Annotated in this window: 20 protein-coding genes; 13 read left to right on the top strand and 7 right to left on the bottom strand. The window is 46.6% G+C overall.

Translation table 11 applies throughout. The features are described from left to right. Positions 1-119: 119 nt before the first annotated feature. The 3 genes from yhbH to G9G53_RS02600 all read left to right on the top strand — a co-directional run bounded on the left by yhbH (position 120) and on the right by G9G53_RS02600 (position 3970). Positions 120-1286: a sporulation protein YhbH gene (gene yhbH / locus G9G53_RS02610; protein ID WP_029516533.1), complete on the top strand. Its 1167-nt coding sequence runs from the start codon at positions 120-122 to the stop codon at positions 1284-1286. Continuing rightward, positions 1283-2725 carry a SpoVR family protein gene (locus G9G53_RS02605; protein WP_069012807.1) on the top strand — a complete coding sequence of 481 codons (1443 nt, stop codon included), beginning with the start codon at positions 1283-1285 and terminating at the stop codon, positions 2723-2725. The genes yhbH and G9G53_RS02605 overlap by 4 nt, the downstream gene beginning before the upstream one ends. Positions 2726-2938: 213 nt before the next feature. Then, a complete protein-coding gene (locus G9G53_RS02600) occupies positions 2939-3970 on the top strand; it encodes an aromatic ring-hydroxylating oxygenase subunit alpha (protein WP_165145104.1) in 1032 nt (343 codons plus the stop codon). Here the strand turns inward: G9G53_RS02600 and G9G53_RS02595 are convergent. From G9G53_RS02595 to G9G53_RS02585, 3 genes are all read right to left on the bottom strand, one after another. After that, entirely contained in the window at positions 3957-5138 is a 1182-nt protein-coding gene (locus G9G53_RS02595; protein WP_165145101.1) for a WD40 repeat domain-containing protein, read from the bottom strand. The genes G9G53_RS02600 and G9G53_RS02595 overlap by 14 nt on opposite strands. 122 nt (positions 5139-5260) lie before the next feature. Continuing rightward, a complete protein-coding gene (locus tag G9G53_RS02590; RefSeq protein WP_165145098.1) occupies positions 5261-6844 on the bottom strand; it encodes a sensor histidine kinase in 1584 nt (527 codons plus the stop codon). After that, the gene (locus tag G9G53_RS02585) at positions 6841-7527 is read right to left on the bottom strand and encodes a response regulator transcription factor (RefSeq protein ID WP_165145095.1); all 687 of its coding nucleotides are present in this window, start codon (positions 7525-7527) and stop codon (positions 6841-6843) included. The genes G9G53_RS02590 and G9G53_RS02585 overlap by 4 nt, the downstream gene beginning before the upstream one ends. Positions 7528-7779: 252 nt before the next feature. Here G9G53_RS02585 and G9G53_RS02580 point away from each other — a divergent pair, with 252 nt between their 5' ends. From G9G53_RS02580 to G9G53_RS02550, 7 genes are all read left to right on the top strand, one after another. Beyond that, on the top strand, positions 7780-8481 hold the full coding sequence (locus tag G9G53_RS02580; protein WP_069012810.1) for a response regulator transcription factor: 702 nt from the start codon (positions 7780-7782) through the stop codon (positions 8479-8481). Next, positions 8478-9839, top strand: coding sequence for a sensor histidine kinase (locus tag G9G53_RS02575; protein ID WP_165145092.1), 1362 nt, complete (start codon positions 8478-8480; stop codon positions 9837-9839). Before G9G53_RS02580 ends, G9G53_RS02575 begins: the two co-directional genes overlap by 4 nt. 22 nt (positions 9840-9861) lie before the next feature. After that, a complete protein-coding gene (locus G9G53_RS02570) occupies positions 9862-10455 on the top strand; it encodes a PepSY domain-containing protein (RefSeq protein ID WP_165145089.1) in 594 nt (197 codons plus the stop codon). A 118-nt stretch (positions 10456-10573) separates the two neighbouring features. Next, entirely contained in the window at positions 10574-11125 is a 552-nt protein-coding gene (locus G9G53_RS02565; RefSeq protein WP_165145086.1) for a PepSY domain-containing protein, read from the top strand. Between the two features lie 206 nt (positions 11126-11331). Further along, positions 11332-12342 (top strand): aminoglycoside phosphotransferase family protein, encoded by a 1011-nt coding sequence (locus G9G53_RS02560; RefSeq protein ID WP_165145083.1) that lies wholly within the window; start codon positions 11332-11334, stop codon positions 12340-12342. A gap of 18 nt (positions 12343-12360) precedes the next feature. Then, the gene (locus tag G9G53_RS02555; RefSeq protein WP_165145080.1) at positions 12361-13257 is read left to right on the top strand and encodes an aminoglycoside phosphotransferase family protein; all 897 of its coding nucleotides are present in this window, start codon (positions 12361-12363) and stop codon (positions 13255-13257) included. Positions 13258-13503: 246 nt separating this feature from the next. Further along, the gene (locus G9G53_RS02550; protein ID WP_165145077.1) at positions 13504-14379 is read left to right on the top strand and encodes an arylamine N-acetyltransferase family protein; all 876 of its coding nucleotides are present in this window, start codon (positions 13504-13506) and stop codon (positions 14377-14379) included. 41 nt (positions 14380-14420) lie between these two features. Here the strand turns inward: G9G53_RS02550 and G9G53_RS02545 are convergent, their stop codons facing one another. Both G9G53_RS02545 and G9G53_RS02540 read right to left on the bottom strand, forming a co-directional pair. After that, complete coding sequence (locus G9G53_RS02545) at positions 14421-15443, bottom strand: globin-coupled sensor protein (protein WP_165145074.1); 1023 nt, start codon at positions 15441-15443, stop codon at positions 14421-14423. A gap of 291 nt (positions 15444-15734) precedes the next feature. Further along, positions 15735-17630 (bottom strand): PrkA family serine protein kinase, encoded by a 1896-nt coding sequence (locus G9G53_RS02540; RefSeq protein WP_029516521.1) that lies wholly within the window; start codon positions 17628-17630, stop codon positions 15735-15737. Positions 17631-17913: 283 nt separating this feature from the next. On the opposite strand from G9G53_RS02540, the gene G9G53_RS02535 reads away from it, so the two are divergent. Then, positions 17914-18747 (top strand): DUF2161 domain-containing phosphodiesterase, encoded by an 834-nt coding sequence (locus G9G53_RS02535; RefSeq protein WP_165145071.1) that lies wholly within the window; start codon positions 17914-17916, stop codon positions 18745-18747. A gap of 19 nt (positions 18748-18766) precedes the next feature. Here G9G53_RS02535 and G9G53_RS02530 read toward each other — a convergent pair whose 3' ends face one another. Continuing rightward, positions 18767-20020 (bottom strand): aminotransferase-like domain-containing protein, encoded by a 1254-nt coding sequence (locus tag G9G53_RS02530; protein ID WP_165145068.1) that lies wholly within the window; start codon positions 20018-20020, stop codon positions 18767-18769. A gap of 50 nt (positions 20021-20070) precedes the next feature. After that, positions 20071-20727 carry a response regulator transcription factor gene (locus G9G53_RS02525; protein ID WP_029516517.1) on the bottom strand — a complete coding sequence of 219 codons (657 nt, stop codon included), beginning with the start codon at positions 20725-20727 and terminating at the stop codon, positions 20071-20073. 275 nt (positions 20728-21002) lie between these two features. Between G9G53_RS02525 and G9G53_RS02520 the strand changes: the two genes are divergently transcribed. Together G9G53_RS02520 and G9G53_RS02515 are read left to right on the top strand one after the other, a co-directional pair. After that, positions 21003-21410, top strand: coding sequence for a hypothetical protein (locus tag G9G53_RS02520; RefSeq protein WP_029516516.1), 408 nt, complete (start codon positions 21003-21005; stop codon positions 21408-21410). After that, entirely contained in the window at positions 21407-22474 is a 1068-nt protein-coding gene (locus G9G53_RS02515) for a phosphodiester glycosidase family protein (RefSeq protein WP_029516515.1), read from the top strand. The genes G9G53_RS02520 and G9G53_RS02515 overlap by 4 nt, the downstream gene beginning before the upstream one ends. Positions 22475-22529: the final 55 nt, after the last annotated feature.

Here is a 22529-nt window from a genome sequence, read left to right as displayed (position 1 = left end):
TAAAAGCAAACGGGCAGAATTTAAATCGAGTTCCATCACATATCGTTCATCCCCGTGAATATACTTAATAACCAACAAGGCCAAACTGTGCCGTGTATCCACTTGGGGGGTGCCTAATAATGCCGGAACCACGCCAGCCATATTCATTCGTCGTATCCCGCGAAGATTGGTCGCTGCATCGCAAAGGGTACCAGGACCAGCAACGTCATCAGCAGAAGGTCAAAGATGTCATTAAGCAAAATCTACCCGATCTGATAACGGAAGAAAATATTATTATGTCGGACGGTCAACAGATTATTAAAGTGCCGATTCGCAGCCTGGATGAATATCGCTTCATTTATAACTATCAAAAGCAAAAGCATGTAGGCCAAGGGGATGGAGATAGTCAGGTGGGAGATGTCATCGGGCGTGATTCTGCCTCCCAGAAGCCTGGTAAAGGTGAGAAAGCCGGCGACCAGCCGGGACACGATATTATGGAAACGGAAGTCAGCATAGAAGAGCTGGAAGATATGCTGTTCGAGGAAATGGAATTGCCGAATTTACAGCAAAAAGACAAGGATCAAATTGAGGTTGAATCTATCGTGTTCAATGATATACGTAAAAAAGGCATGCAAGCGAACATTGACAAGAAACGAACCATTCTCGAAAATCTACGTCGCAACGCCCGTGAAGGGAAGCCCGGCATTCATCATATTAGTCCGGACGATCTTCGTTACAAGACATGGGAAGAGAAGACCATTCCCCAATCCAACGCGGTCATTATAGCCATGATGGACACCTCAGGCTCAATGGGCGCTTTTGAAAAATATTGTGCTCGCAGCTTCTTTTTCTGGATGACCCGCTTTTTGCGCCGTCAGTATGAAAAGGTGGAAATTGTCTTTCTCGCGCATCATACCGAGGCTAAAGAGGTTACGGAAGAAGAATTTTTTACCCGCGGAGAAAGTGGCGGCACGATCTGCTCTTCCGCTTATTTGAAAGCACTAGAGATTATCGACAAACGATATCCTCCTTCCAGCTACAATATTTATCCCTTCCATTTCTCGGATGGCGATAACCTGACCTCAGACAATGAGCGGTGCGTGAAGCTAATCGAGGAACTTATAAAGCGGAGCAATATGTTCGGCTATGGCGAAGTGAATCAATATAATCGCAGCAGCACGCTGATGTCAGCCTACAAGAATATTAAAAAGGATCAGTTTATGTACTATGTCATCAAGGAAAAAGGTGAGGTATACCAAGCCTTACGCACCTTTTTTCGCAAACGGGAAGGGGGAACGGTGGGATGAGCACCGACCAGAAGGAGCTAGAATATGCGATATCAGAAATTATGGAGATTGCCGATGGATTCGGGCTCGACTACTACCCGATGCGATATGAGATTTGTCCGGCGGATATTGTATATACGTTCGGAGCCTATGGTATGCCCACGCGCTTCAGCCACTGGAGTTTTGGAAAAACGTTTCACAAGATGAAAATGCAGTACGATTTTGGATTGAGCAAAATTTATGAGCTGGTCATTAACTCCAATCCCTGCTATGCCTTCCTGCTGGAAGGAAATTCTTTGGTGCAAAATAAACTAATTGTCGCTCATGTACTGGCACACTGTGATTTTTTCAAACACAACGCCCGCTTTTCAGCTTCTAATCGCAATATGGTGGAGAGTATGTCGGCCACAGCAGATCGAATCAACAGCTATGAAATGGAATATGGTTCAAAGACTGTTGAATCCTTCATTGACTCTGTACTGGCGATACAGGAGCATGTAGACCCACAGCTTATCAAACCAAGGCATCTGGATAAACAGCGCTATATGGAACTCAAAATCAAGGAGCAAAAAGAACCCAAAAAACACCAGCGTCCCATCGGACCTTACGATGATCTGTGGTCACTGGACACAGTAAAGCAGCATGATTCGGCCGAGACCGAGGGTATTAAGGTACGCCAGTTCCCACCGGAACCTGAAAAAGATATCGTCTGGTTTATTCAGGAATTCTCCGAGGTACTGGAGGACTGGCAGCGAGATATTATGACGATGCTGCGGGACGAAATGCTATATTTCTGGCCCCAAATGGAGACCAAAATCATGAATGAAGGCTGGGCCTCCTATTGGCACCAGCGGATTGTCAGGGAACTGGATTTGACCGGGGAGGAAACCGTTGAATTTGCGATGCTGAACGCTTCTGTCGTACAGCCTTCCAAGCAAAGCCTGAACCCGTACTATTTGGGACTGAAAATATTTGAGGATATTGAAAAACGTTGGGATAACCCAACCCGTGAGGAGCAAGAGCGACAAGGGCGCAAACCGGGCGAGGGTCGAGCTAAAATGTTCGAGGTGCGAGAGTTTGACTCAGACACCTCTTTTATACGCAATTACATGACCAAGAAGCTGACAGAGGATTTGGATCTGTACGTGTTTGAGAAACGAGGACCTGATTGGAAAATTACCGATAAATCCTGGGAAAACATACGGGATCAGCTCGTGTTTTCACGTGTGAATGGAGGCTCCCCTTATATCGTCGTCGAGGATGGAGATTACCTGCATACGGGCGAGTTGAAGCTCAAGCACCAGTACGAAGGCATTGAGCTAGATTTAAAATATATGGAGCGCACGCTTCCGTATGTATATCAGCTGTGGGGGCGCACCGTTCATTTGGAAACGATGATTGAGGGTAAGCTCGCCTTATTCTCATATGACGGTAAGAAGCATCATCGTAAGTTTGTATAGTCATGCAAAATCAAATAGCCAGCCTAATTTAAAAAAGGGGCATTCCTAAAAGGATATGCACCTTTTTTTACTATTTCATACAACCTTAAGCGACCTTCGTTTCTTGCCAATTTCAGGACACCTGTTTCGTTTTGGATCAGGGGTGTATTATACTAATATAATAAATGACCCACGGGTCATAATTGAGAAGCAGAACGAGGAGCGCTGATATAGATGAACACCCATCCCAGCTTTCGTGAAGTTCGTGAAAGTGATCAGCAGGTATTCCCGATCGCCTGGTATGCCGTTGGCTGGTCCAAGGAACTAAAGAATAAACCGCTTAAAAAGCGACTGCTTGGCAAAGATATTGTCCTGTACCGTGATGATCATCGTCAGGTACATGCCATCCATGCTTATTGCCCGCACCGAGGAGCTGATTTGTCGCTCGGCTATTGTCAAAACGGGCACATCACATGTCCATATCATGCATGGTCTTTCGATGAGAGTGGGCAGTGTGTGGATATTCCGGCACATCCGGGACGGGCTATTCCTGAATTTGCTCATACCTATGCCTATCCCGTGATTGAAAAAGCCGGTCTGCTGTGGGTATATCCTCAGGCCGTTGGCTCAAAGTCTGAGATAAACTCAGGGTTGGGAACATCCACATCCCCCCCTCCTCTGGAGATTTTTCCCGAGCTGGAGGACCCCTCTCTCATTTTGTCTCCCTACGATTCCGTGTGGAAGGCACATCTGACGAGAGTTGTGGAGAGCGTGCTGGATGTCGCTCATTTGCCAATTGTCCATAACAAAACGATCGGTAAAAAATCCTCCACCGACATTCATATCGAGTTTGAAGCAGATGACAATCATATTCGAGTGAAAAACGGGAAAGGTTTATTACAATATACCTTTCCACAGCAATGGATTTTGACTCCCGTAAAAGAAGGACGCAGCAAGTTTATTAATTTCGTCACCTTCACTCCGATTGAGCAAGAGTTAACTGCCATCTACGGACTGGCTGGACGTAATTTTGCCAGATTTGTACCGGGCATGAGCCACATTTTTTCCAGATACAGTGGCAAGGTGCTGGAAGAGGATCGGGCCGTGGTGGAAAGCCAGCATCCGCGTCCAATCCCAGAAGCGCTGCGAATGGAGGCACACGTCCCCGCTGATGGACCTCAGGTTCGGTTTCGCAACCGCTGGTATGATTTCCTTGTCAACGATGAGCCTCGTGTACGACTGGGTCCAGAAACTACTTCCTCTTAAATTCGACGATGTAGCTTTGATTGAGCTGTTTTCCACCTTCCGAGATGTTCTGGTACATGGATAAAAACCGGGCGGATGGGCTCCATACCGTTGGGCTGTCATAGGATTGGATATCGGTCGTAACCGGAGTGGTTTTACCCGTGGACTGGTCAAACACATACAGCCCTCTCATGCCTTGCTGATCCTCATCATAAATGGAATAAGCAAGCTTGGACCCGTCGCTGGACCAGCTTCCACGACTCATTAAAGTGCCTTGACCGACGATTCCTTTCTCTTTGCCCTGTTCATCCAAAATGATCATACGGGCTGGTTCGGATGTATTCCATTTCCGTTTTTCAATGGCAAAAGATTTACCATCAGGCGACACGGCAAAGGACATGACACCCTCTGCAATGGTCACAGCCTGAGGATGATTGAGGGTGAACCGATTCAGCACCGGATACCCTTGTTTATCACTGCCTGTATAAAATATGACGTTACCCACTTTTTCGACATGAGAAATCAACTCAGAGCGATTCGGATCTTGAAAACTCAATTCTTCAGCTTTGCCGTCGAGACCAATCAGCTGGATTTTACCATCCGGTGTGCCTGTAATGAGATGATTCTCATCGCTCCAACTCACTTCATTAGTCATATCCAGCTTGCCAATCGATGTAACCTTACCACTGCTTAGTTCCAAAATGTAGCCCTGAATATCATATTTGCTGTTGGGGCTACCTTCAGTAAAGAAGACATGGCGCTGATCCGGTGATACCACAGCAAGTAACTGTGGAGCTTTACGACCTGGTGTTAAAATCCGCTCCTTGTCTGTCTCTACATTATGAATCCACAGCTGGGTTTTACGCTCCACAATCAGCTCTTCGTCGCTCAGCCAAGACCTCGCGTAGACATCCCCCAGCCTGTCGATAGACGATACTACCAGCTCATCCGTTACTTGCTTCTGAGCCGCATCCGTGTCAATCACAGTAAGCTGTTGGCCCGGTTTCATACCGAATGCTGGATTTGTCTCTCCTGCGCTCTTCATGCCGCAACCGCTGAGCAATCCCACGGCGATTAAGCCGATCATAAGCAGCCCCGTGGCTTTCTGTCTGAAAATTCTTGTACGGGAATCTTCGCGATGAGAGGAACCGTTCTTTTGCCCATAGCTGTCTATGTTTTTCTTTATCATGTACAACGGCCTCCTTGTTAACGATACCCCCAGTTTAATGCCCGAACATCTCATGAATACATCGAATTGTTTCCAAGTTGTAAACAAGACACCATTCTAGCCCTGTGCTAACAATCGGCCGTTTACAGGGAGCTATCGTGAACCAAGAGGGGAAGTCTAAGCGAAAATTCATTACCACTTACATTCGTATGGCCGTTTCCATTTTCCAACCCACTATGGTCTGAAGCTGTAAGCTGCAACTCTCCCCCCATGCGCTCCGCCAGTCTGCGCGCCAGAGGAAGACCGAGTCCCGTACCGCTGTCCTGACGAGATCGATCACGACTTAAAGTAGCAAACGGCTCAAAAATCATGTCCCATTGCTCCCTAGGAATCCACGGACCGGAATTGCGTACATACACAATCACAGTGTCCTGTTCTACCCGATTCGATAACGTAATCCATCCACCGTCTTGATTATACTTTACTGCATTATCCAGCAAATTTAGTACAATATGCATCAGATGCTTAGGGTCTCCCCACACCTGGGCAGGAACGGTATCTATCGAAAAATTCAGTCTACGCGCTGCTGCTTTTCCTCGAATACGGCTCCCTGCATCTTCCAGTAACGAATGCAATTCCACAGCCTCCGTATGCAATTCAAAATCATATTTATCCAGCACAGATAGCCGCAGCGAGTCCTCGACAAGCTCGTACAACCGTTTTGTTTCCTTACTGATGCTTTCTCTCGCTTCACGCACCAGTTCAGGATCATCCCCATACATATCCAGTAAATCAGCATAAGCTTGAATAGAGGTTAACGGAGTCTTTAGTTCATGACTGATATTTCCAATAAAAGATTTTTGCTGCTGCTCTAGCTCTCTCAAACGCTGAACCGCTTCTTCCAGCCGAAGCTTTTCGTTTTCCAGCGCGGTAATGCTCTCCCGGATCACATGGCTCATCTGGAGCATTCCTTCATCCAGTCTTCCCAGCTCATCCTGCCGCCGCAGCAGTCTGGCTTCCGGATAATGCCCTGCCGATATCTGTTCAGAAGCACGAGTCAGTCTTCCGATGTCCCTCGTCTGGCGGCTGACATAGCCTAAACCCAAGATAAAGCTCAATACCAGCACCGCACCCCCCGTCCATAGAAACAAGTGGGCAATGGCCCGGTAGAACTGCTGCTGCGCTTCTGTTGAGCTGTGAAGCTGTACCACTCCCAGTAAGCCGTCCGGACCTTGAAGCGGAGCCAAATAAGTGATTGCGCTTCCTTCCGTAATGTATGCAATTTTGCCTTGGATCGCATAGGAGAGCGCCTGGCTGACATCTGTTCTAAAAGCCAGCGGTAGAGAATTGCCAACCTCATGCCCTTGACCATCATATAAAATAACGCGCATATTACTGGATACGCCCAGTTCCACTGCGAGTTGAGGTCCCTGCTTCTTCATAAAGTCTTCCGGTGATTGGCGCACTCCCAACAGGTAAGACTGTTTTACACGCATTTCTACAATTTCGGCCTGACGCTTTAAGCTGCGTTCCATTTGATCTGTCTGGTTAGCGCGAATACCAGTAAGCACGAGCCAGCTCAGCACACCGACAGTAAACAGCAGCAAAGCCGCAAGTACCAGCGGAAATTTCCAACGCAGGCTCAAGCCTGTAGGTTTGCATTTGCGCTTCTGCTGGTCGGTGGACCGCAAGTTTCCTTGCTGATGGAGTGAATGATGTTCGTTCACGTCATTTTCTCTGCCTTATAGCCGATACCATACACGGTCTGCAATATCGCCTGATGCGGCTCAAGCTTCTTGCGCAAACGCTGGATATGAATATCCACCGTCCGCGTTCCGCCCACATAATCGAAGCTCCATACCTGCTCCAGCAGCTCGTCCCGTGTATACACCCTTCCGGCATGAGATACCAACAGCGCCAGCACATCAAACTCCTTGGGGGTCAGATCCAGCGCTATGGATCCAAGTTCAGCTGTTCGGCTGGACGGACGTACCCGTAATGGGCCGAGTACCATTTCTGTTCCTTCAGGGGCAGGTGCTCCTTCTCGCTCCAGTCTCCGTACCAATGCTTTAATACGAGCGAGCAGTTCCCTCAGATCAAACGGTTTGCTCATAAAATCGTCCGCACCCAGCTCCAGTCCGAGCACCTTATCAACGATATCGTTTTTGGCCGTCAGCAGTAAAATACCGATGCCCTTCCGACTTTCCAAACGGCGGCACACCTCATATCCACCCAGTTTGGGCATCATCACATCCAGTATGAGCACATCCGGATGGAACAAACGTACTTTTTCCAAGGCGTCCTCCCCATCAACGGCGGTTTCCACCAAAAAACCCTCTCGCTTTAACGCATAAGCCAGCGCATTTCGAATGCTCGCCTCATCGTCCGCTATCAGTATTTTTTTATCCATGTCCTGCCCTCCCTGCTCTCGCTTCATTTTATTTTACGCTCCTGGCGACAAAGGGCAAGCCCGCGGCCTGAACTTATGTTACTGCAACTTTCCATAGCGCTATCGTTACACTTTGTCCCTTTTTAATGTCAAGGAAATATGACGCAGTATAAACGTCTCTTCCCTCACTGCCTTGCGCTTTGAAGTGTCTTACCTGTCCGTATATGCTAAAATACTTCCGTATCGGCTATTCGCCTACAGGAGGGCATGATCATGAAACATTCTATTTTGATCGTAGAAGACGAAGAGAAGATTGCCCGGCTTCTAGAGATCGAGCTTCAATTTGAAGGCTATCAAGTATGTAAAGAAAAAAACGGAATTGATGGGTTGGAGACGTATTGCAAAGGCAATTGGGATCTAGTATTGCTGGATATTATGATTCCCGGTCTCAATGGCATCGAGCTACTTCGGAGGATTCGTAAGCATGATGCGAACGTTCCTGTCATTTTGCTGACGGCTAAAAGTTCCATTGCAGATAAGGTCGAGGGACTCGATTTGGGAGCCAATGATTATGTTACCAAACCGTTTGTGATCGAAGAGCTGCTTGCACGTGTACGGGCCGCACTCAGAGTGGGTGCAACGAAAGACATGGCTCCACAAGTGGTAGATCAATGGCTTAGTGCCGGGGATTTACGTCTCCATGAAGGTACTCGTGAAGTTCTTCGAGGAGAGCACAACATTGAGCTTACACCGCGAGAGTTTGACTTGCTCGTTCATTTACTCAGACATCAGCGGCAGGTACTTAGCCGTGAACAATTACTGGAGAATGTATGGGGCATAGATTATATGGGCGATACCAATGTGGTCGATGTGTATATTCGCTACGTGCGCAATAAAATCGACCCTACGCGCCAGCTCCCTGAGCTGATCCATACTGTACGCGGAATTGGTTATGTTCTGAAGGAATCCTTATGAAGCTACAAAACAAAATCCATACGTATACCTCGTTATTATTCGGGATTTTACTTGTGGCCATTCATTTCTCAGTCTATTTCCTATTCAGCCAACTTTCGATAGACAGTCGAAAAGACCAGGTAGAGGCCGCAGCAGAGAACATGATTCGTGGGATTCAACGTGCTCCGGTATCCGTAGCCGCTGAGGATCTTCTCCGAGCCTATGTACCGCTGGATGGCATGCTTCGGCTAATGAAACCAGAAGGCGACTTTCTTCCCCCTATCACCTCTTCTTCCGAGCAATCTCTTAGCTTGATGAAGGGCGTTTTTGATGAAACACGGCAGGTTCGCATCATTACCTATGAAAGCAACCGTTACATTCTTGTATCGCTCCCCATGATTTGGACCAATGGCGAGGTTGTCAATCTCCAGGTGACCGAAAGTCTGCAACCGACGATGCAGACGCTACAGGTACTCAGAATCGTACTTGTTGCTGTCACTGGCATTGCGCTCATTCCTGTCGTGGTATCGGGAAGACTGCTCGGCAGACTGATTACACGTCCCATTACATCTATGATTAGCACGATGAAAGAAATTCAGCGCAGCGGGAAATTTAAACGTCTTCCGCTCCATTCATCATCACGCGACGAACTGGTCGAAATGGGTGAAACATTTAATGACATGATTGAACTGCTGGAGCGAAATTTCGTCAGGCAAGAACAATTCGTATCTAATGCGTCCCATGAATTGAAGACGCCGCTCACCATTATTGAAAGTTATGCCAGCCTGCTCAAACGGCGGGGGTTGCAGCATCCCAAGATTTTTGCCGAATCCGTTGAAGCGATCCATTCCGAGGCGATCCGAATGAAGGACATGGCAGAGCAGCTTCTTTTGTTGGCCAGAAACGAAGAACAGTGGAATGTCGTGCTGGAGCCTGTACGCCTGACCAGAATAGCGACAGAATTAAAGACTACATTTGAAAATGCGTTCGCCCGACAAATTCAACTGGATGTTCAGACAGAATGCATTGGCTATACCGATGAAAATAAGCTGAAGCAGCTCCTATTTATCTTTTTGGATAATGCACGCAAATACAGTGACGAGCCGATACACCTGATGATTGATACCGTGGACGGCACAACTCAACCCTGCATAAAAATCACAGATCAAGGAATTGGAATCCCGGAAGAAAAGTTATCTAAAGTATTCGACCGTTTCTATCGTGTGGATGAAGCCAGAAGCCGCGAGGAAGGTGGGGCTGGGCTAGGCTTATCATTGGCTACAGGAATTGCACAAGCTATACATGCTCAAATTGGGCTAGAAAGTGTAGAGGGAAGCGGAACAACTGCAACGATCATCCTCCCTACCGTTCCAAAATAATAAGTCAAAGGTGGGAATACCGATGAAAGCTATCTATGTGTGGATGATTGGAGGTACGCTGGCGGCTGTGTTGATTACAATTTGCCTTTTACAGTGGCCTTGGGCACGGTCGTTAGCAGCTTCTCCATTGGAAGAAAAGGCCGTCATCCAATCCGTTTTGCATCAGTATCCCGGTGAGGTGCTTGAAACGCAACGCTTGGGTGATTTTTATCTGATCAGGCTGGAACGCGCCAAAGGGAAATACGATATAAGAGCCAATGCCTATGACGGTGTCATCGACTCTATTAAGCGGACACAGGCTTATACAGATGCGAAGCAGGAGCCCCAGGACCACAAGCCCGGTACCTCACCAACCAGAGACACATCGAATCCAACTAATAAACCTGACCCAGCCTCTCTCGTCATTACGGAGAAAGAAGCAGCCAAGCTTGCTGCCCAAGCAGTTAACGGAACATCCGATGATATTGAGCTTCATCGCAACGACAAAGGCCTCTACTATCTGGTTGAGGTTGAGGTAAAAGATGGGCGTGAAGCAGTAGTACAGGTCAATGCAGTATCGGGCTCTATTGACTCTATAACTTGGGAAAAAGAAAAACAGGCGCACGACGAATCATGACGATTTGACGATCATCTTAGCTCATGTTTCTCATGGTTTTCTCATGATTCTATTATGTTCCTCTCATGTTCAAGAGATAAGCTGTATTCATGCTTATAGCACAAGGAGGAATGATGTAATGAAAAAAAATTATACATTAGGAATTATGGCAGCCACGGTTCTGCTTGGAGTTACGGTTACGGGTGTCTCAGCGAGTGCCGTATGGGCCGCTAAACCTACGGGTCTTATTGGAGCGACCGCCGCTGCCAACATTGCCAAGAAAGCTGTGGGGAATAATGCACAAGTTGAAGATGTCGAACTGGAGCGCAAAAACGGAAAGGTCTACTATGAGGTGGATCTCCAACAAGGAGATAGAGATTGGGATATAGATGTTGATGCTTATACTGGGGAAACCATCCGTTCCCATTCTGAGCTTGATCATGACTCGAATGACGAGTCCATCCTTAACAAGCCAAATCACATCACCCTGACTGAAAAGCAGGCTGGGCAAATTGCGCTTAAACACGTGCCCGGGAGTACCCTTTTGTCTTCTAAATTGGATAAGGAAGATGGACAGTTCATCTACGAGGTAAAGGTACTCACCAACGAAGGAACCGTTGAGCTTGAAATCCATGCATCATCTGGCGCAATCGTGGATACAGACGAAGATGATGATGACAACGAATATTAATCACCCAGGTCATAATCAGGGTAACTAAATACAGAGTTAATTAAAACGGAGCAGCGAACTTTCGCTGCTCCGTTTTTTTGACCCATGTGACACAGGAAAAGAACGAAGATGGCTCCATAAAACTGCACCTATTATTTCTTCATGAATAGACTGATAACTAACAGAGGATTACCTTGTTCTTCAATTCAAAGTCAAGTGAGGTTCTTATGGCGAAATCCTATACTAAAGCACAGATTCGCAAAATCACCCGTCGTTTCGGCCTGATTCCATTAAAATCAAGCTTAGTCTCATCATTATACCGAAAAAATGCAGTGATCCAGGTGAAAACGAAAAAAGGAACTTATGCATTAAAACCCTTTAGTCGTACAAAGATGGTCCGTTCAAATACGATTCAACAGATGGAACGAGCTGCGAGCCATATAAGGCTTTTGAAAAAGAGAAAGTATACCTATATGCCCGCATGGCTCCCCATTCATTCCGGCAAGTTATGGACTCTATATCAAGGAACGCCATTTTATGTAAGCCAGTGGGTCAAAGGACGGGGACTGGAGACCGCTGAAGATTTCGAAAAACTGGGGCGGGCACTTGCCACACTTCACGCCACCTCCACCGGCTTGCATCGGATGGATAAAGGAAAATCCCCTCCGACCATTCAACAATTGCGGATATGGAAAAACCAGGATCGTCTTTTTCAAAGAAAAATGATAAAAAACAGTCGCCATGATAAAACGTACCGCAACTGGTACAATGCTCACGGCGAAAACTGCAAACGTTTATCCAGGCGAGCATGGAAGGATTTGCAGGATGCATCTATCATAAGGCTGCTTCGGATGGAACATCGGCACCCCTCCTTGATACACAGTGATATCACTACCCCAAATGTCATTATTTCGGATGGTGGTCATCTCAAAATCATTGATTGGGATCGGGTTAAGATCGGCTCAGTCTATGCTGATTTGGCAAAGGCCCTTATGAATACGACTCAATTCAATCCTGAATTTGTGCAATCCTTGCTGAAGGGATACCAAAAACGCAAGCCACTAAGCCGAACTGAACGGAAGATTGTTACGGCTTTATATAAACTACCACGAGAAGCCTGGCATGCTTCCCGACACCCGCACCGTTCAAGAGATCGTGAAATCCTGGACCATTGGGATCAGTCGTGGCCTCTTCGATTACAAATCATCCATATTTTGCAGGAGTGGGCTCATGTATAAAAGAAAGTGAGGAGCAAAATGTCGATTTTATCGAACGTTGAGCAGATGTATGGAATCAAAATTCAGCGTACCCGTCAAATGAAGGACATTCACAAGATTGAGACCGCTAATACGACTTATTGCTTAAAACCCTACAAATTCCCGGAAGAAGAGATCCGTTTTATTACACGTGTCTTGTCCTACCTGGATGAGCGCGGGTTTACACGCAGCCAAAAGGTCTATCCAACAGTACAACAAACGGCTTACATGACCTATGAAGGTGTTTCGTATACATTAACCAATTGGGTTCATGGACTCAGACCAGAATTCACAAAAAGAATAGACTTCAAAAAGGGAATTGCTACTTTAGCCAAATTCCATTCCAGTGCCATGGGCTTTCCTATCACTGAAGCTCCGCCATCCAGAATCCGTTATGAAGGCTTGAGCGATGAAATAGCTGGATACAAAAAACGCCTCATCCCATACAGAGGCACAGCACATCTCGTAGCACTTTGTGAAGAAGTGTCCCATCGTCTACAGCAGCCCAAAGTTAGAGAAGCCATTGCTCGGGAGCAAAAAGCCGCCGCATTTATACACGGCGACTATAATTATCCCAATCTGATTAAAGACAAACAGCTCAAAATCCATTTGATCGACTTTGAAAATTGCTCCCTACATGTAAGGATGAAAGATCTCTCCCATCTTCTTCATCGGAATTGTCTTTGGAATGGGACAAAGATGCTGCGCGCGATAGATTACTATCAACGATATCGTCCATTGAGCACCCATGATTTGCATCTGCTTCACGCACTATTGATCTCTCCCTATCATGTGGTCCGCAATATCAGAATAGGCGGCTTCCGTTCTGCCAAACGAGTCATTCCCTCGTTCGTTCATTTGAACAAATACCGACGTGAACTCAGATCACTATTATAATCGGTCAGCTTGGAACTAAACAAAAAAACAGACCCGATGAAACGGTCTGTTTTTTTGTGTTCTGACAACAACTACAGGAAAAGCGCATGCCGCTAAAGCCAATCGATTTGCTAACTGTACCGGTACAATCAAAAATGTATAGCATTGTAAACAGCACTTCCCCCTTCTACAATGATGCTAAGACTCAATGCTCAATGGTTTCGAGAAGAGAATCTGGGAAACTAACAACAATAGAGGTGACTGTACATGTACACCATGACAAAAGAAGAAATAAAAGCTTATTTAAACAGAATCGGAATTCCCGAAATTCAACCTCCTACCCTTCCCTATTTAGTTGAGCTGCATAAGGCTCATGTAAAACATCTTTCATGGCAAACATTGGACATTTATGCAAGGAAGCCGGCAGCCATTGGTTTTCAAGAATCCATTCAACTCATTCTACATGGGAGAAGTGGTTATTGTTTTCATCTGAATGGTGCCTTTAGTGCACTACTATATTCACTAGGGTACAAAGTTTCTCTGCATCGTGCCGGGGTACAACCTCTGGGAACTGAACCACGCATTAATTCATTTCATCTTGGACTAACAGTGAACTTGCTAAATGAGCATCATGAAGATGAAGTATGGATTGTTGATGTCGGGCTGGGCGATATGCCATATGAGCCTCTTCCACTCCGTATGGGAACTTATGAACAGGCTCCTCTTCATTATAAAGTCATGGAATCCGGGGTTGTTACAAAAGGTTGGCGGTTAGAGCATGACTCGCTTGCTTCATTTGTTGGCGTTGATTTTGCTCCAGCGGTTGTTCAGGATTTGGAAGAATTCATGCCGAAACATCATTTCTATAGCCGCTCAGCGGAATCTCCATGGTTTAACCTATTTCTGATTCGGCAAAGGCAAGCATTAGAGGCGAATGAACTCAGAGGATGTATTTGGAAAAAGCGCGGGCTAAACGGTTTGGAAAAAATAGAGCTGGATCAGAAATCGCAGTGGCTGGAAGTGTTGGCAGATGTATTTGGCGAGCCGCTCGTTAACTACAGTCACCAGGAACGGGACGAGTTATGGAAAAGAGTACTTGCGGCTCATATAGAATGGAAAAAGTCTATGACTGAATCGTTATAGCAGTGAAGCCTCCAACGTAAGGTTAGCCTTCAAGCCACATCTTACACCTTTAGCATTTCCGAGGAATGTTGCAGCATTTCCAATTCCTTCACCATGTTTTCGATCAGCTTTGTGAACGAAGCCAATTCCTCTGAGCTGGAGGCCTGTTGCCGGGCACTGGCTGTTGTTGCAGCGGTTTCGGATTGCACACTGTCAAGCATACGGGCAATATCCAGCACCTTGCGCTGAATTTGCTCCTGTGCTTGCTTTGAATTAGATGCAAGCTTTCGTACCTCCTGTGCCACAATTTGAAACCCGCGTCCTGCTTCCTGCGCATGGGCTGCCTCAATCGCCGCATTCAGTCCCAGCAGGTGAGTCTGATCGGACAGTTCCCGGATTGTACCGCTCATCTGCTCAATATGTTTAATCTCGTCACTCAAATGCTGTACCAGTTCCTCCGTTTGTTCCTGCGAAGAAGCAGTGTTGCAGGCACTCTCCGCGATATTATCCGTATTTTCCCTAAGCTCAGCAATCATCCCGGTCAAATTTTGCGCAATTCGGGACACAACGGTCAGCACCTGCGTTTGTTCGTCGGCCAGGTCGTTGATTTGTTCCTTTTCTTTTTCATGATAAGCTTCCAGTACAAGCTGGGAATCCAGGTTGAACATTTTGGAAAGAGCGTGCACAATAGAATACCAGTCCTCTATCCCCGAACGCTTTAAAATGTCTACTGCAATATCAAGATAAGCAATGTATGTGCCCAAATAATAATCGGAAGACAATCCGATTCGGGAATGTACCTGCCCCACAAAAAGACGGTGTTCGATAAACGGATCATCTATTTTTCCATCTGCGAGAGAAAGCCAGTATTCACGTTGTGTTTGTTTTAGCCGTTCAATATTTGACCATTTGGAAATAATCGACATGAGATGCGGAACCTTTTCTACATGTTCATAAAACCGATCCACGACCTCGTTCACAATAGATTGGAATAGTCCCTGATAATGATGCAATAAAGCCAAATCATCATCAGTAATACCAATATATTGTATCTGTTTTAATCTACTCTCCACGACATGAATCATAAGTTCCTCCAAATAATAGTTTACATAGATTTTACATTACCATATTTATCGGCAACTTTTTAGAAAATGTTAAAAAAGCAGAAGATTGATTATGATTTTTTTCATAGCAATTTCAGAAAAAATACATAATTCCAACTGTCTATGGATACAAAAAAAAGAATCCAGCAGCACCTAACTCCCTGTGCTTGCCGAATTCCCTCTAAAACAAGTTCATCGGATACCTCACGACTGTGTGGAACCATCCAGATCAACCCATAGTTTCACCATACTGTACTTATTTATTATTTCGTCTTACCGATTCAGGAGGCTACCTACATACCTTAACAGATCGTTAGCGCTGGCTCCTGTGTAGCCATGCTCCTCAATCAGTCGTTTAATCACCTCATTCATCCGTTTGAGCTGATTAGCGTCAGGCGTTTTGGTTGAAGTCGTAATCTTCACAATATCCTTCAAATCGGCGAACAGCTTCTTCTCAATGGCTTCTCGAAGCCGATCATGATGATGATACTCAAACTTCCGTCCCTTGCGAGAATACGCAGAAATACGGATTAATATTTCTTCACGGAATGCCTTTTTCGCATTTTCCGATACCCCGATTTGCTCCTCAATAGAGCGCATGAGCCGCTCATCCGGGTCGAGTTCCTCATCTGTGAGCGGATCGCGAATTTTCGCCCAATTGCAAAAAGCTTCGATGTTATCCAAATAGTTGTCAAACAGCGTCTTGGCTGATTCCTCGAAAGAGTACACAAAGGCCTTCTGCACTTCTTTTTTCGCCAATTCGTCATACTCCTTACGAGCCACGGAAATGAAATTCAGATAGCGCTCCCGTTCTTCCTTTGTGATGGAGGCATGTTGATCCAGACCATCCTTGATTGCTCGTAAAATGTCCAGGGCATTGATGGATTCCACATTTTGCTTAATCAATGCACTAGAAATGCGATTAATGACGTACCGCGGGTCTACCCCGGACATACCTTCCTCCAGAAACTCACTTTGCATTTCTTTCAGATCGGCTTCCTTGTATCCTTCGACCTCTTCACCGTCATACATGCGCATCTTTTTGACCAGATCCATCCCCTGTTTCTTCGTCTCCTTCAAGCGGGTAAGCACGGAGAAAATGGCAGCCGTACGCAGCGCATGAGGCGCAATGTGGATATGTCTCATATCACTTTGTTTAATGAGCTTGGCGTAAATCTTTTCTTCTTCAGACACCTTCAGGTTATAAGGAATCGGCATTACAATCATCCTTGATTGCAATGCCTCGTTCTTTTTGTTTGCAATGAAACTTTTATACTCGGATTCATTGGTGTGAGCCACGATCATCTCATCTGCACTGATGAGCGCAAACCGCCCGGCCTTGAAATTACCTTCTTGGGTCAGAGAAAGCAAATTCCACAAAAACTTCTCATCGCATTTCAGCATTTCCTGAAACTCCATCAGTCCACGATTTGCTTTGTTCAATTCTCCGTCAAACCGATACGCACGCGGGTCGGATTCCGAACCATACTCCGTAATCGTGGAAAAGTCGATGCTGCCCGTCAAATCAGCAATATCCTGTGACTTCGGATCAGAAGGGCTGAACGTACCAATACCAATCCGGTTTTCTTCCGATATAAACACCCGCTCCACGCGGACCTTTTCAATATCGCCATCAAATTCTGTACGCAATCTCATCTGGCAGGATGGGCAGAGATTACCTTCAATCCGTACACCCAGCTCCTTTTCAAAATCGGGACGCAGCTCATGGGGAATCAGATGAAGCGGGTCCTCGTGCATCGGGCAGCCTTCAATCGCGTATACGGCTCCCTGATCCGTTCTCGAAAATTTCTCCAAGCCACGCTTTAGCAACGTGACCAGTGTCGATTTCCCCCCACTGACGGGTCCCATCAAAAGAAGGATACGCTTGCGCACATCGAGTCGCCTGGCTGAGGAATGGAAATATTCCTCCACCAACTTTTCCAGCGCTCGGTCCAGTCCAAAGATCTCCTGCTCAAAAAATTTATATCGCTTATGTCCCCCAACCTCTTCTACACCAAAAGATTCAATCATCTTGTAAACCCGTGCATGAGCTGTCATCGCCGGCGTCGGGTCTTTCTTGAGTATCTCAATATACTCTCTAAAAGTGCCGCTCCAGGCCAGACGGTTGTTTTCCGCCCGGTACTCCGCAACGCGTTCAAAAATATTCATGCTCGGTTCCTCCCATGACTGCGTAATGACTATCCTCCACTCCTGATGATTATGGCTACACTCGTCACGCCTTTCAGGATATGATGCAATCCCCTTAAAAAAAGTGTAATACATACCTATGCAGATTGATTTCAGAATTGACCTATTTTTTGTGACAGGTCTCTCTGCTTTTTCGAAAAAACCAAGGGATACACTGTGCTAAAATATACAACAACGACGCGGACCTGACGCATTATGGTACAATATAAGCTCGGAATAATGGGATAAAGGAGCGGAAGAAGTCATGGCGGTTCGGCATGAGACGGAGCTGTACGCTCCGGTGAAAGCCTTTTTTGAGAGCTTGGGATATGAAGTCAAAGGAGAGGTGCGCAACTGCGATTTGGTGGGTATCAAGCCAGGGCAACAGACACCACTGATTGTAGAGATCAAAAAGACGTTTAACCTGGCGCTTGTGCTGCAAGGCATGCAGCGTTTGAAACTAAGCAGCAATGTATATGTGGCTGTAGAACGGAATCGTGCCAAAAAAGGGGCCGTGAATCAGCGCTGGAACGAACTGGTGGGACTGTGCCGCCAGTTAGGACTTGGCTTGCTTACCGTCACCCATTTCAAAACGAAGCCGCCGCTCGTTGAGGTACTGTGTAACCCTGCGCTACCTAGCGACAATGCCCGCAATGCAGCAGCGGTACGCCCGGGCTCGCGCAAGGAAAAGCTACTGCGGGAATTTCACGCACGCAGCGGTGACCACAATACTGGAGGCAGCACCCGACGCAAGCTGGTCACTGCCTATCGGGAAAAAGCGCTGCGCGTAGCGGCAGCCTTGCAGAGCTTGGGGGAGGCCGCTCCGGCGCAGCTCGCTCGCATAGCAGCCGTCAGCACAGCTGCTGCCGTGCTTCAGCATAACTACTACGGCTGGTTTGAGCGCGTATCCCGCGGCCGCTATCAACTGACTCCGTTTGGCGAAGCTGCCCTGAACGAGTATGCGGCAGTACTGCAAGAACATGGCATTAAAACGGCCGCTGGAATGGACGCAGAGCTTGACGAGGACAGTGGACAGCGCCAGATTGCGGAAGCGCCAATCACTTACTCCACCGTTGCTGCGGAAACGGTGGATGACTGACATGGGGCGATGGTTTTTGCTAGCTCCGTGCAGTAAATTCACTAATCGTCTCACCGATCAGATTCATGCCCATAAGCAATTGCTCACGGCCCGGATGGCTGAAATTGAGGCGAATATGGGACGCGCCTTCACTACCAACCGCACATAGCGCACCTGGCATAAAGGCTACGCCTTTGGGTAACGCCGCCTTTAGCAGCAATGCGCTGTCCAGCCCCTCGGGCAGCTGCACCCATACATACATGCCACCGGACGGAATATGATACGTCACGTCTTTCCAAAACGGACGCTTGAGCAACTCCAAGATTAATTGAAGTCGAGTCGAATATTCCTTGTTCAGCATCGCTAAGTGCTCGTGCCATTGAAAACGCGAGCTGGTCAGCAATTGGAACAGCAGCCGTTGGTTCATCGTACTGGATTGCATATCAGCCAACTGCTTCAAGGCGTACATTCCTTCAATCAGCGGCGCAGGACCAGCAGCCCAACCCGTTCTCAGCGCAGGAGCAACGGTTTTATTGAACGAACCGATATAGAGCACTTGACCGCCCTGACCCGCATGATCCAGCGCAAATAGTGAGGGGTAAGTCTCTGCGAATTTTCGACTCTGACCATGCGGACTCTTGTCATGGGACTCATTTTTTTGCTTCAAATGCAATTCACCATAAGAATCGTCCTCAACTACCAGTACCTCATGATGCCTACACAGGTCCAAAATTTCCTGCCGCCTTGCCGCGCTCCACAAGGAGCCCGTGGGGTTCGTAAACGTTGGCGTGGCAAAAAAAAGCTTGGGTCGATAACGGATCATTAAAGCTTCAAGCTTATCAGGAATGACACCTTCCCCATCTGATTCTACAGGAACGATCTGTGCACCCTGCATAGATAGTACTTGTAAACATCCAGGAGATGTAGGATTTTCGACCAATACCGGATCACGCTCATCCACCATCAGCCTTATGATCAGGTCAATGGCCTGCTGACTACCTGTCGTGAGAAGGATTTGACCTGGTGGTACTCTTACTCCTTTACGCTGTTCCCACTCACCCGCAAGCCATGCTCGCAAAGGAAAATAGCCCTCCGGTTCACCATACTGGAGGGCATCAGGGCCGGAGCCAAACACATCATGGGCCGCTTCTTCCAGCAACTTCACCGGAAACAGCTCTTGTGCAGGCAATTCTTCAGCCAGAGATATAAAGGAGTGTCTTCTCGCATTTTCCCGGATATGACGCACTGGAGAAGCCAACATCGCAGCCGTTCGTGAAGCAAAGGAATATTGCATGAACATCCTCCTTCTCCTGAAAAATAGGTCATGATCTCCGGGCTGACGCATCAGGCATATAGCTGCTTCCTCTGACGCGCATATAAGGCATAACGTTCAATCGCCTGCGCCCGGCTGGACACGCCTAATTTTGCATAAATTTTACGTAGATAATTATCAATGGAGCGCCGGCTAACTTCGATCTCGATAGCAATTTTGTCATATGTAATTCCTTGTACAATACGTTCCATAATAAACACTTCGGTTTGTGTCAATTCGTCAAAAGGCTCGGATGCCATTAACGGCATAAAGGGCCAGTTTCCATACCGAATCCAATCCATCGGCAAGGAAGCAAATCCTTCGCGTAAACCGTTGATCAGATGGATTAACTGGCTCGGTGATGCCTGTTTGGATAACATTCCATTTGCTCCGAGCGAAATTAGCTGCTGAAACAAAGTAATATTATCCTCATCCGTCATAATAACAATATGGCTGTCCGGAGACAAGGCCCGCATTTGTGTCAAAAATGGTTCCGCCGTTCCCTCAGGCAACCTGTAGTCCATTAAAACGATTTCTGGTCGAATGGAGCAAGCCAGCTCCAAGCCTTCCGTTCCGGAGGAAGACATCCCTCTGACAAGCAAATCCTGCTGGTCTTCCAAAATAAGCTTTGTTCCCAGCATACTTGTAGGATGGATATCTATGATGACCACCTGCCATACTTTTCTCATATCTAAACCTCCTGATTTTACAAAAAAATACATAGTTAATAGCGAAAATAATCCTAAAATTGGTGATTACATATGTAGAAATTGCGCGAATGTGAACGTATAGGAAGCGAAAAACGTTTAAGGAAATTGTATCCTAGGACTTCCTTCCGATGCAATCTCTTTTTCCAATATTTTTATACGACTATTTCGCTTTTGCGAAATAAATAGGCCCATGATAGAATTGGAACTGCAAATAAAGACTGGAAATTTGACTTTACACGGGAGTTGAAAATCGTATGCAAGCTTCACCTGAACGTCCTTCTGCCGAAGCTCGGCGGAGCAATTCAAGAAAGGGGTTACCCATAAAGGCTTTTCTGCTATTTTGGTTCATTCTTATTATACTAGGTGCTCTAGCAACCTATCTGTATAGCAATCACTTGAAGCAGCAAATGCTAAACGAGATGCAAACCCATACAGACCAACAGATTCAAGCACTCAAATCTGACTATGAAAAGCAACTGACTGCTCTTTCCAAGGAAGTTAGCGGATTGCAAGGCAAAGTCCAGTCCTTCAATGAACTACTGACCTTTACGAAGGATAATGCAAACAATAAGACCGATAACAGCAACAAATTGTATACCCAATTAAACGAAGTTAAGCAGCAACTTAATACACTTCAGAAAAAAATGGACTTGCTAAAATGAATGTAGACGCAAAACAAGTGAACCGGTTCTTTATGTTGGCCCTTGCTCCTTTTATCGGTTTGTTAGGGTGTATTTTGTTAGTGCATCCCTCATTGAGCTTTCCTGGGTCTACTTCTTCAAGTCTGCAAAAAGCTGAAGTCACTCTACAAACGCAATCAGTAGGCAAGCAGCTTGATGAAGCCAAGCAAACGGCAACGTACACCTTATCTACAATTCGCCGGACTTCTGAGCTCTACAAGCAAACGACCCAAACGATGAATCAGCTTGTCGTGACTGCCTCTACGCAGTCCAAGCGGCCCGCGGTCATCTATGATCGACGCATCACCGCCAAACTGGGAGTTCCCTATGAGCGGGTAGATAGCAACCGGATTACCATTGAATTGTTTAAGGTAAACCCGGGAATTTATCATGGCTACGCTATGAAGGTCAAACTTAAAGATCCTACTGCTATGAAAATGTCTTTGGGAAGTGACAAATTGGGTGGCTCCGAAACCACCATGCGTGCAGTCTTGAGACACGGAGCTATTGCAGGCATCAATGCAGGCGGCTTTGCGGATGGAGACGGCAAACGCTATCCATTAAGCACTACTGTCTTGAATGGCCACTACCTTACTGGCTTTCAGTCCAGTTTTAAGGATTTATCCTTCGTCGGATTGAGTAACGATGGCAAGCTTATCGGTGGCAAATTTTACAGTCAAGGTGCACTTGACAGCTTAAAGCCTACCTTTGGGGCTACCTTCGTTCCCGTCCTGCTGCAAAGGGGACAAAAAATGCCTATTCCTGACAAATGGAAAGTCTCCCCCAAGCGGGCCCCACGTACGGTCATTGGCAACTATAAAGATGATCAGTTGCTCATTATTGTCGTAGACGGCTACAATGAAAGCGGGGGTTCGGGCGCGACGCTCGAAGAACTGCAAGGAAAAATGTATAATCTAGGTGTTCAAGATGCCTATAATTTGGACGGAGGCGGTTCCTCGTCGCTTATACTTAACGGTCGAGTCGTAAACAAACCGTCAGATGGTAATTTGCGTCCAGTCCCTACTCATTTTTTGTTCTATAAATAGTTATGTGTAGTCTGCTACCAAATTAAATATGCTTGCCGACGTACGTCTCTATCCG

This window comes from Paenibacillus sp. EKM206P (genome assembly GCF_011066155.1).
GTDB classification, from domain to species: Bacteria; Bacillota; Bacilli; order Paenibacillales; family Paenibacillaceae; genus Paenibacillus; species Paenibacillus polymyxa_D.
The sequence above is the reverse complement of the archived record's forward strand: the minus strand, read 5'-3'. Positions and strand labels throughout refer to the sequence as shown.

Excerpts from the sequence above, each read along its gene's own strand:
- yhbH (WP_029516533.1), top strand. The coding sequence starts at position 120 with ATGCCGGAACCACGCCAGCCATATTCATTCGTCGTATCCCGCGAAGAT.
- G9G53_RS02605 (WP_069012807.1), top strand. The coding sequence starts at position 1,283 with ATGAGCACCGACCAGAAGGAGCTAGAATATGCGATATCAGAAATTATG.
- G9G53_RS02600 (WP_165145104.1), top strand. The coding sequence starts at position 2,939 with ATGAACACCCATCCCAGCTTTCGTGAAGTTCGTGAAAGTGATCAGCAG.
- G9G53_RS02595 (WP_165145101.1), bottom strand. The coding sequence starts at position 5,138 with ATGATAAAGAAAAACATAGACAGCTATGGGCAAAAGAACGGTTCCTCT.
- G9G53_RS02585 (WP_165145095.1), bottom strand. The coding sequence starts at position 7,527 with ATGGATAAAAAAATACTGATAGCGGACGATGAGGCGAGCATTCGAAAT.
- G9G53_RS02580 (WP_069012810.1), top strand. The coding sequence starts at position 7,780 with ATGAAACATTCTATTTTGATCGTAGAAGACGAAGAGAAGATTGCCCGG.
- G9G53_RS02575 (WP_165145092.1), top strand. The coding sequence starts at position 8,478 with ATGAAGCTACAAAACAAAATCCATACGTATACCTCGTTATTATTCGGG.
- G9G53_RS02570 (WP_165145089.1), top strand. The coding sequence starts at position 9,862 with ATGAAAGCTATCTATGTGTGGATGATTGGAGGTACGCTGGCGGCTGTG.
- G9G53_RS02565 (WP_165145086.1), top strand. The coding sequence starts at position 10,574 with ATGAAAAAAAATTATACATTAGGAATTATGGCAGCCACGGTTCTGCTT.
- G9G53_RS02560 (WP_165145083.1), top strand. The coding sequence starts at position 11,332 with ATGGCGAAATCCTATACTAAAGCACAGATTCGCAAAATCACCCGTCGT.
- G9G53_RS02555 (WP_165145080.1), top strand. The coding sequence starts at position 12,361 with ATGTCGATTTTATCGAACGTTGAGCAGATGTATGGAATCAAAATTCAG.
- G9G53_RS02550 (WP_165145077.1), top strand. The coding sequence starts at position 13,504 with ATGTACACCATGACAAAAGAAGAAATAAAAGCTTATTTAAACAGAATC.
- G9G53_RS02545 (WP_165145074.1), bottom strand. The coding sequence starts at position 15,443 with ATGATTCATGTCGTGGAGAGTAGATTAAAACAGATACAATATATTGGT.
- G9G53_RS02540 (WP_029516521.1), bottom strand. The coding sequence starts at position 17,630 with ATGAATATTTTTGAACGCGTTGCGGAGTACCGGGCGGAAAACAACCGT.
- G9G53_RS02535 (WP_165145071.1), top strand. The coding sequence starts at position 17,914 with ATGGCGGTTCGGCATGAGACGGAGCTGTACGCTCCGGTGAAAGCCTTT.
- G9G53_RS02530 (WP_165145068.1), bottom strand. The coding sequence starts at position 20,020 with ATGCAATATTCCTTTGCTTCACGAACGGCTGCGATGTTGGCTTCTCCA.
- G9G53_RS02525 (WP_029516517.1), bottom strand. The coding sequence starts at position 20,727 with ATGAGAAAAGTATGGCAGGTGGTCATCATAGATATCCATCCTACAAGT.
- G9G53_RS02520 (WP_029516516.1), top strand. The coding sequence starts at position 21,003 with ATGCAAGCTTCACCTGAACGTCCTTCTGCCGAAGCTCGGCGGAGCAAT.
- G9G53_RS02515 (WP_029516515.1), top strand. The coding sequence starts at position 21,407 with ATGAATGTAGACGCAAAACAAGTGAACCGGTTCTTTATGTTGGCCCTT.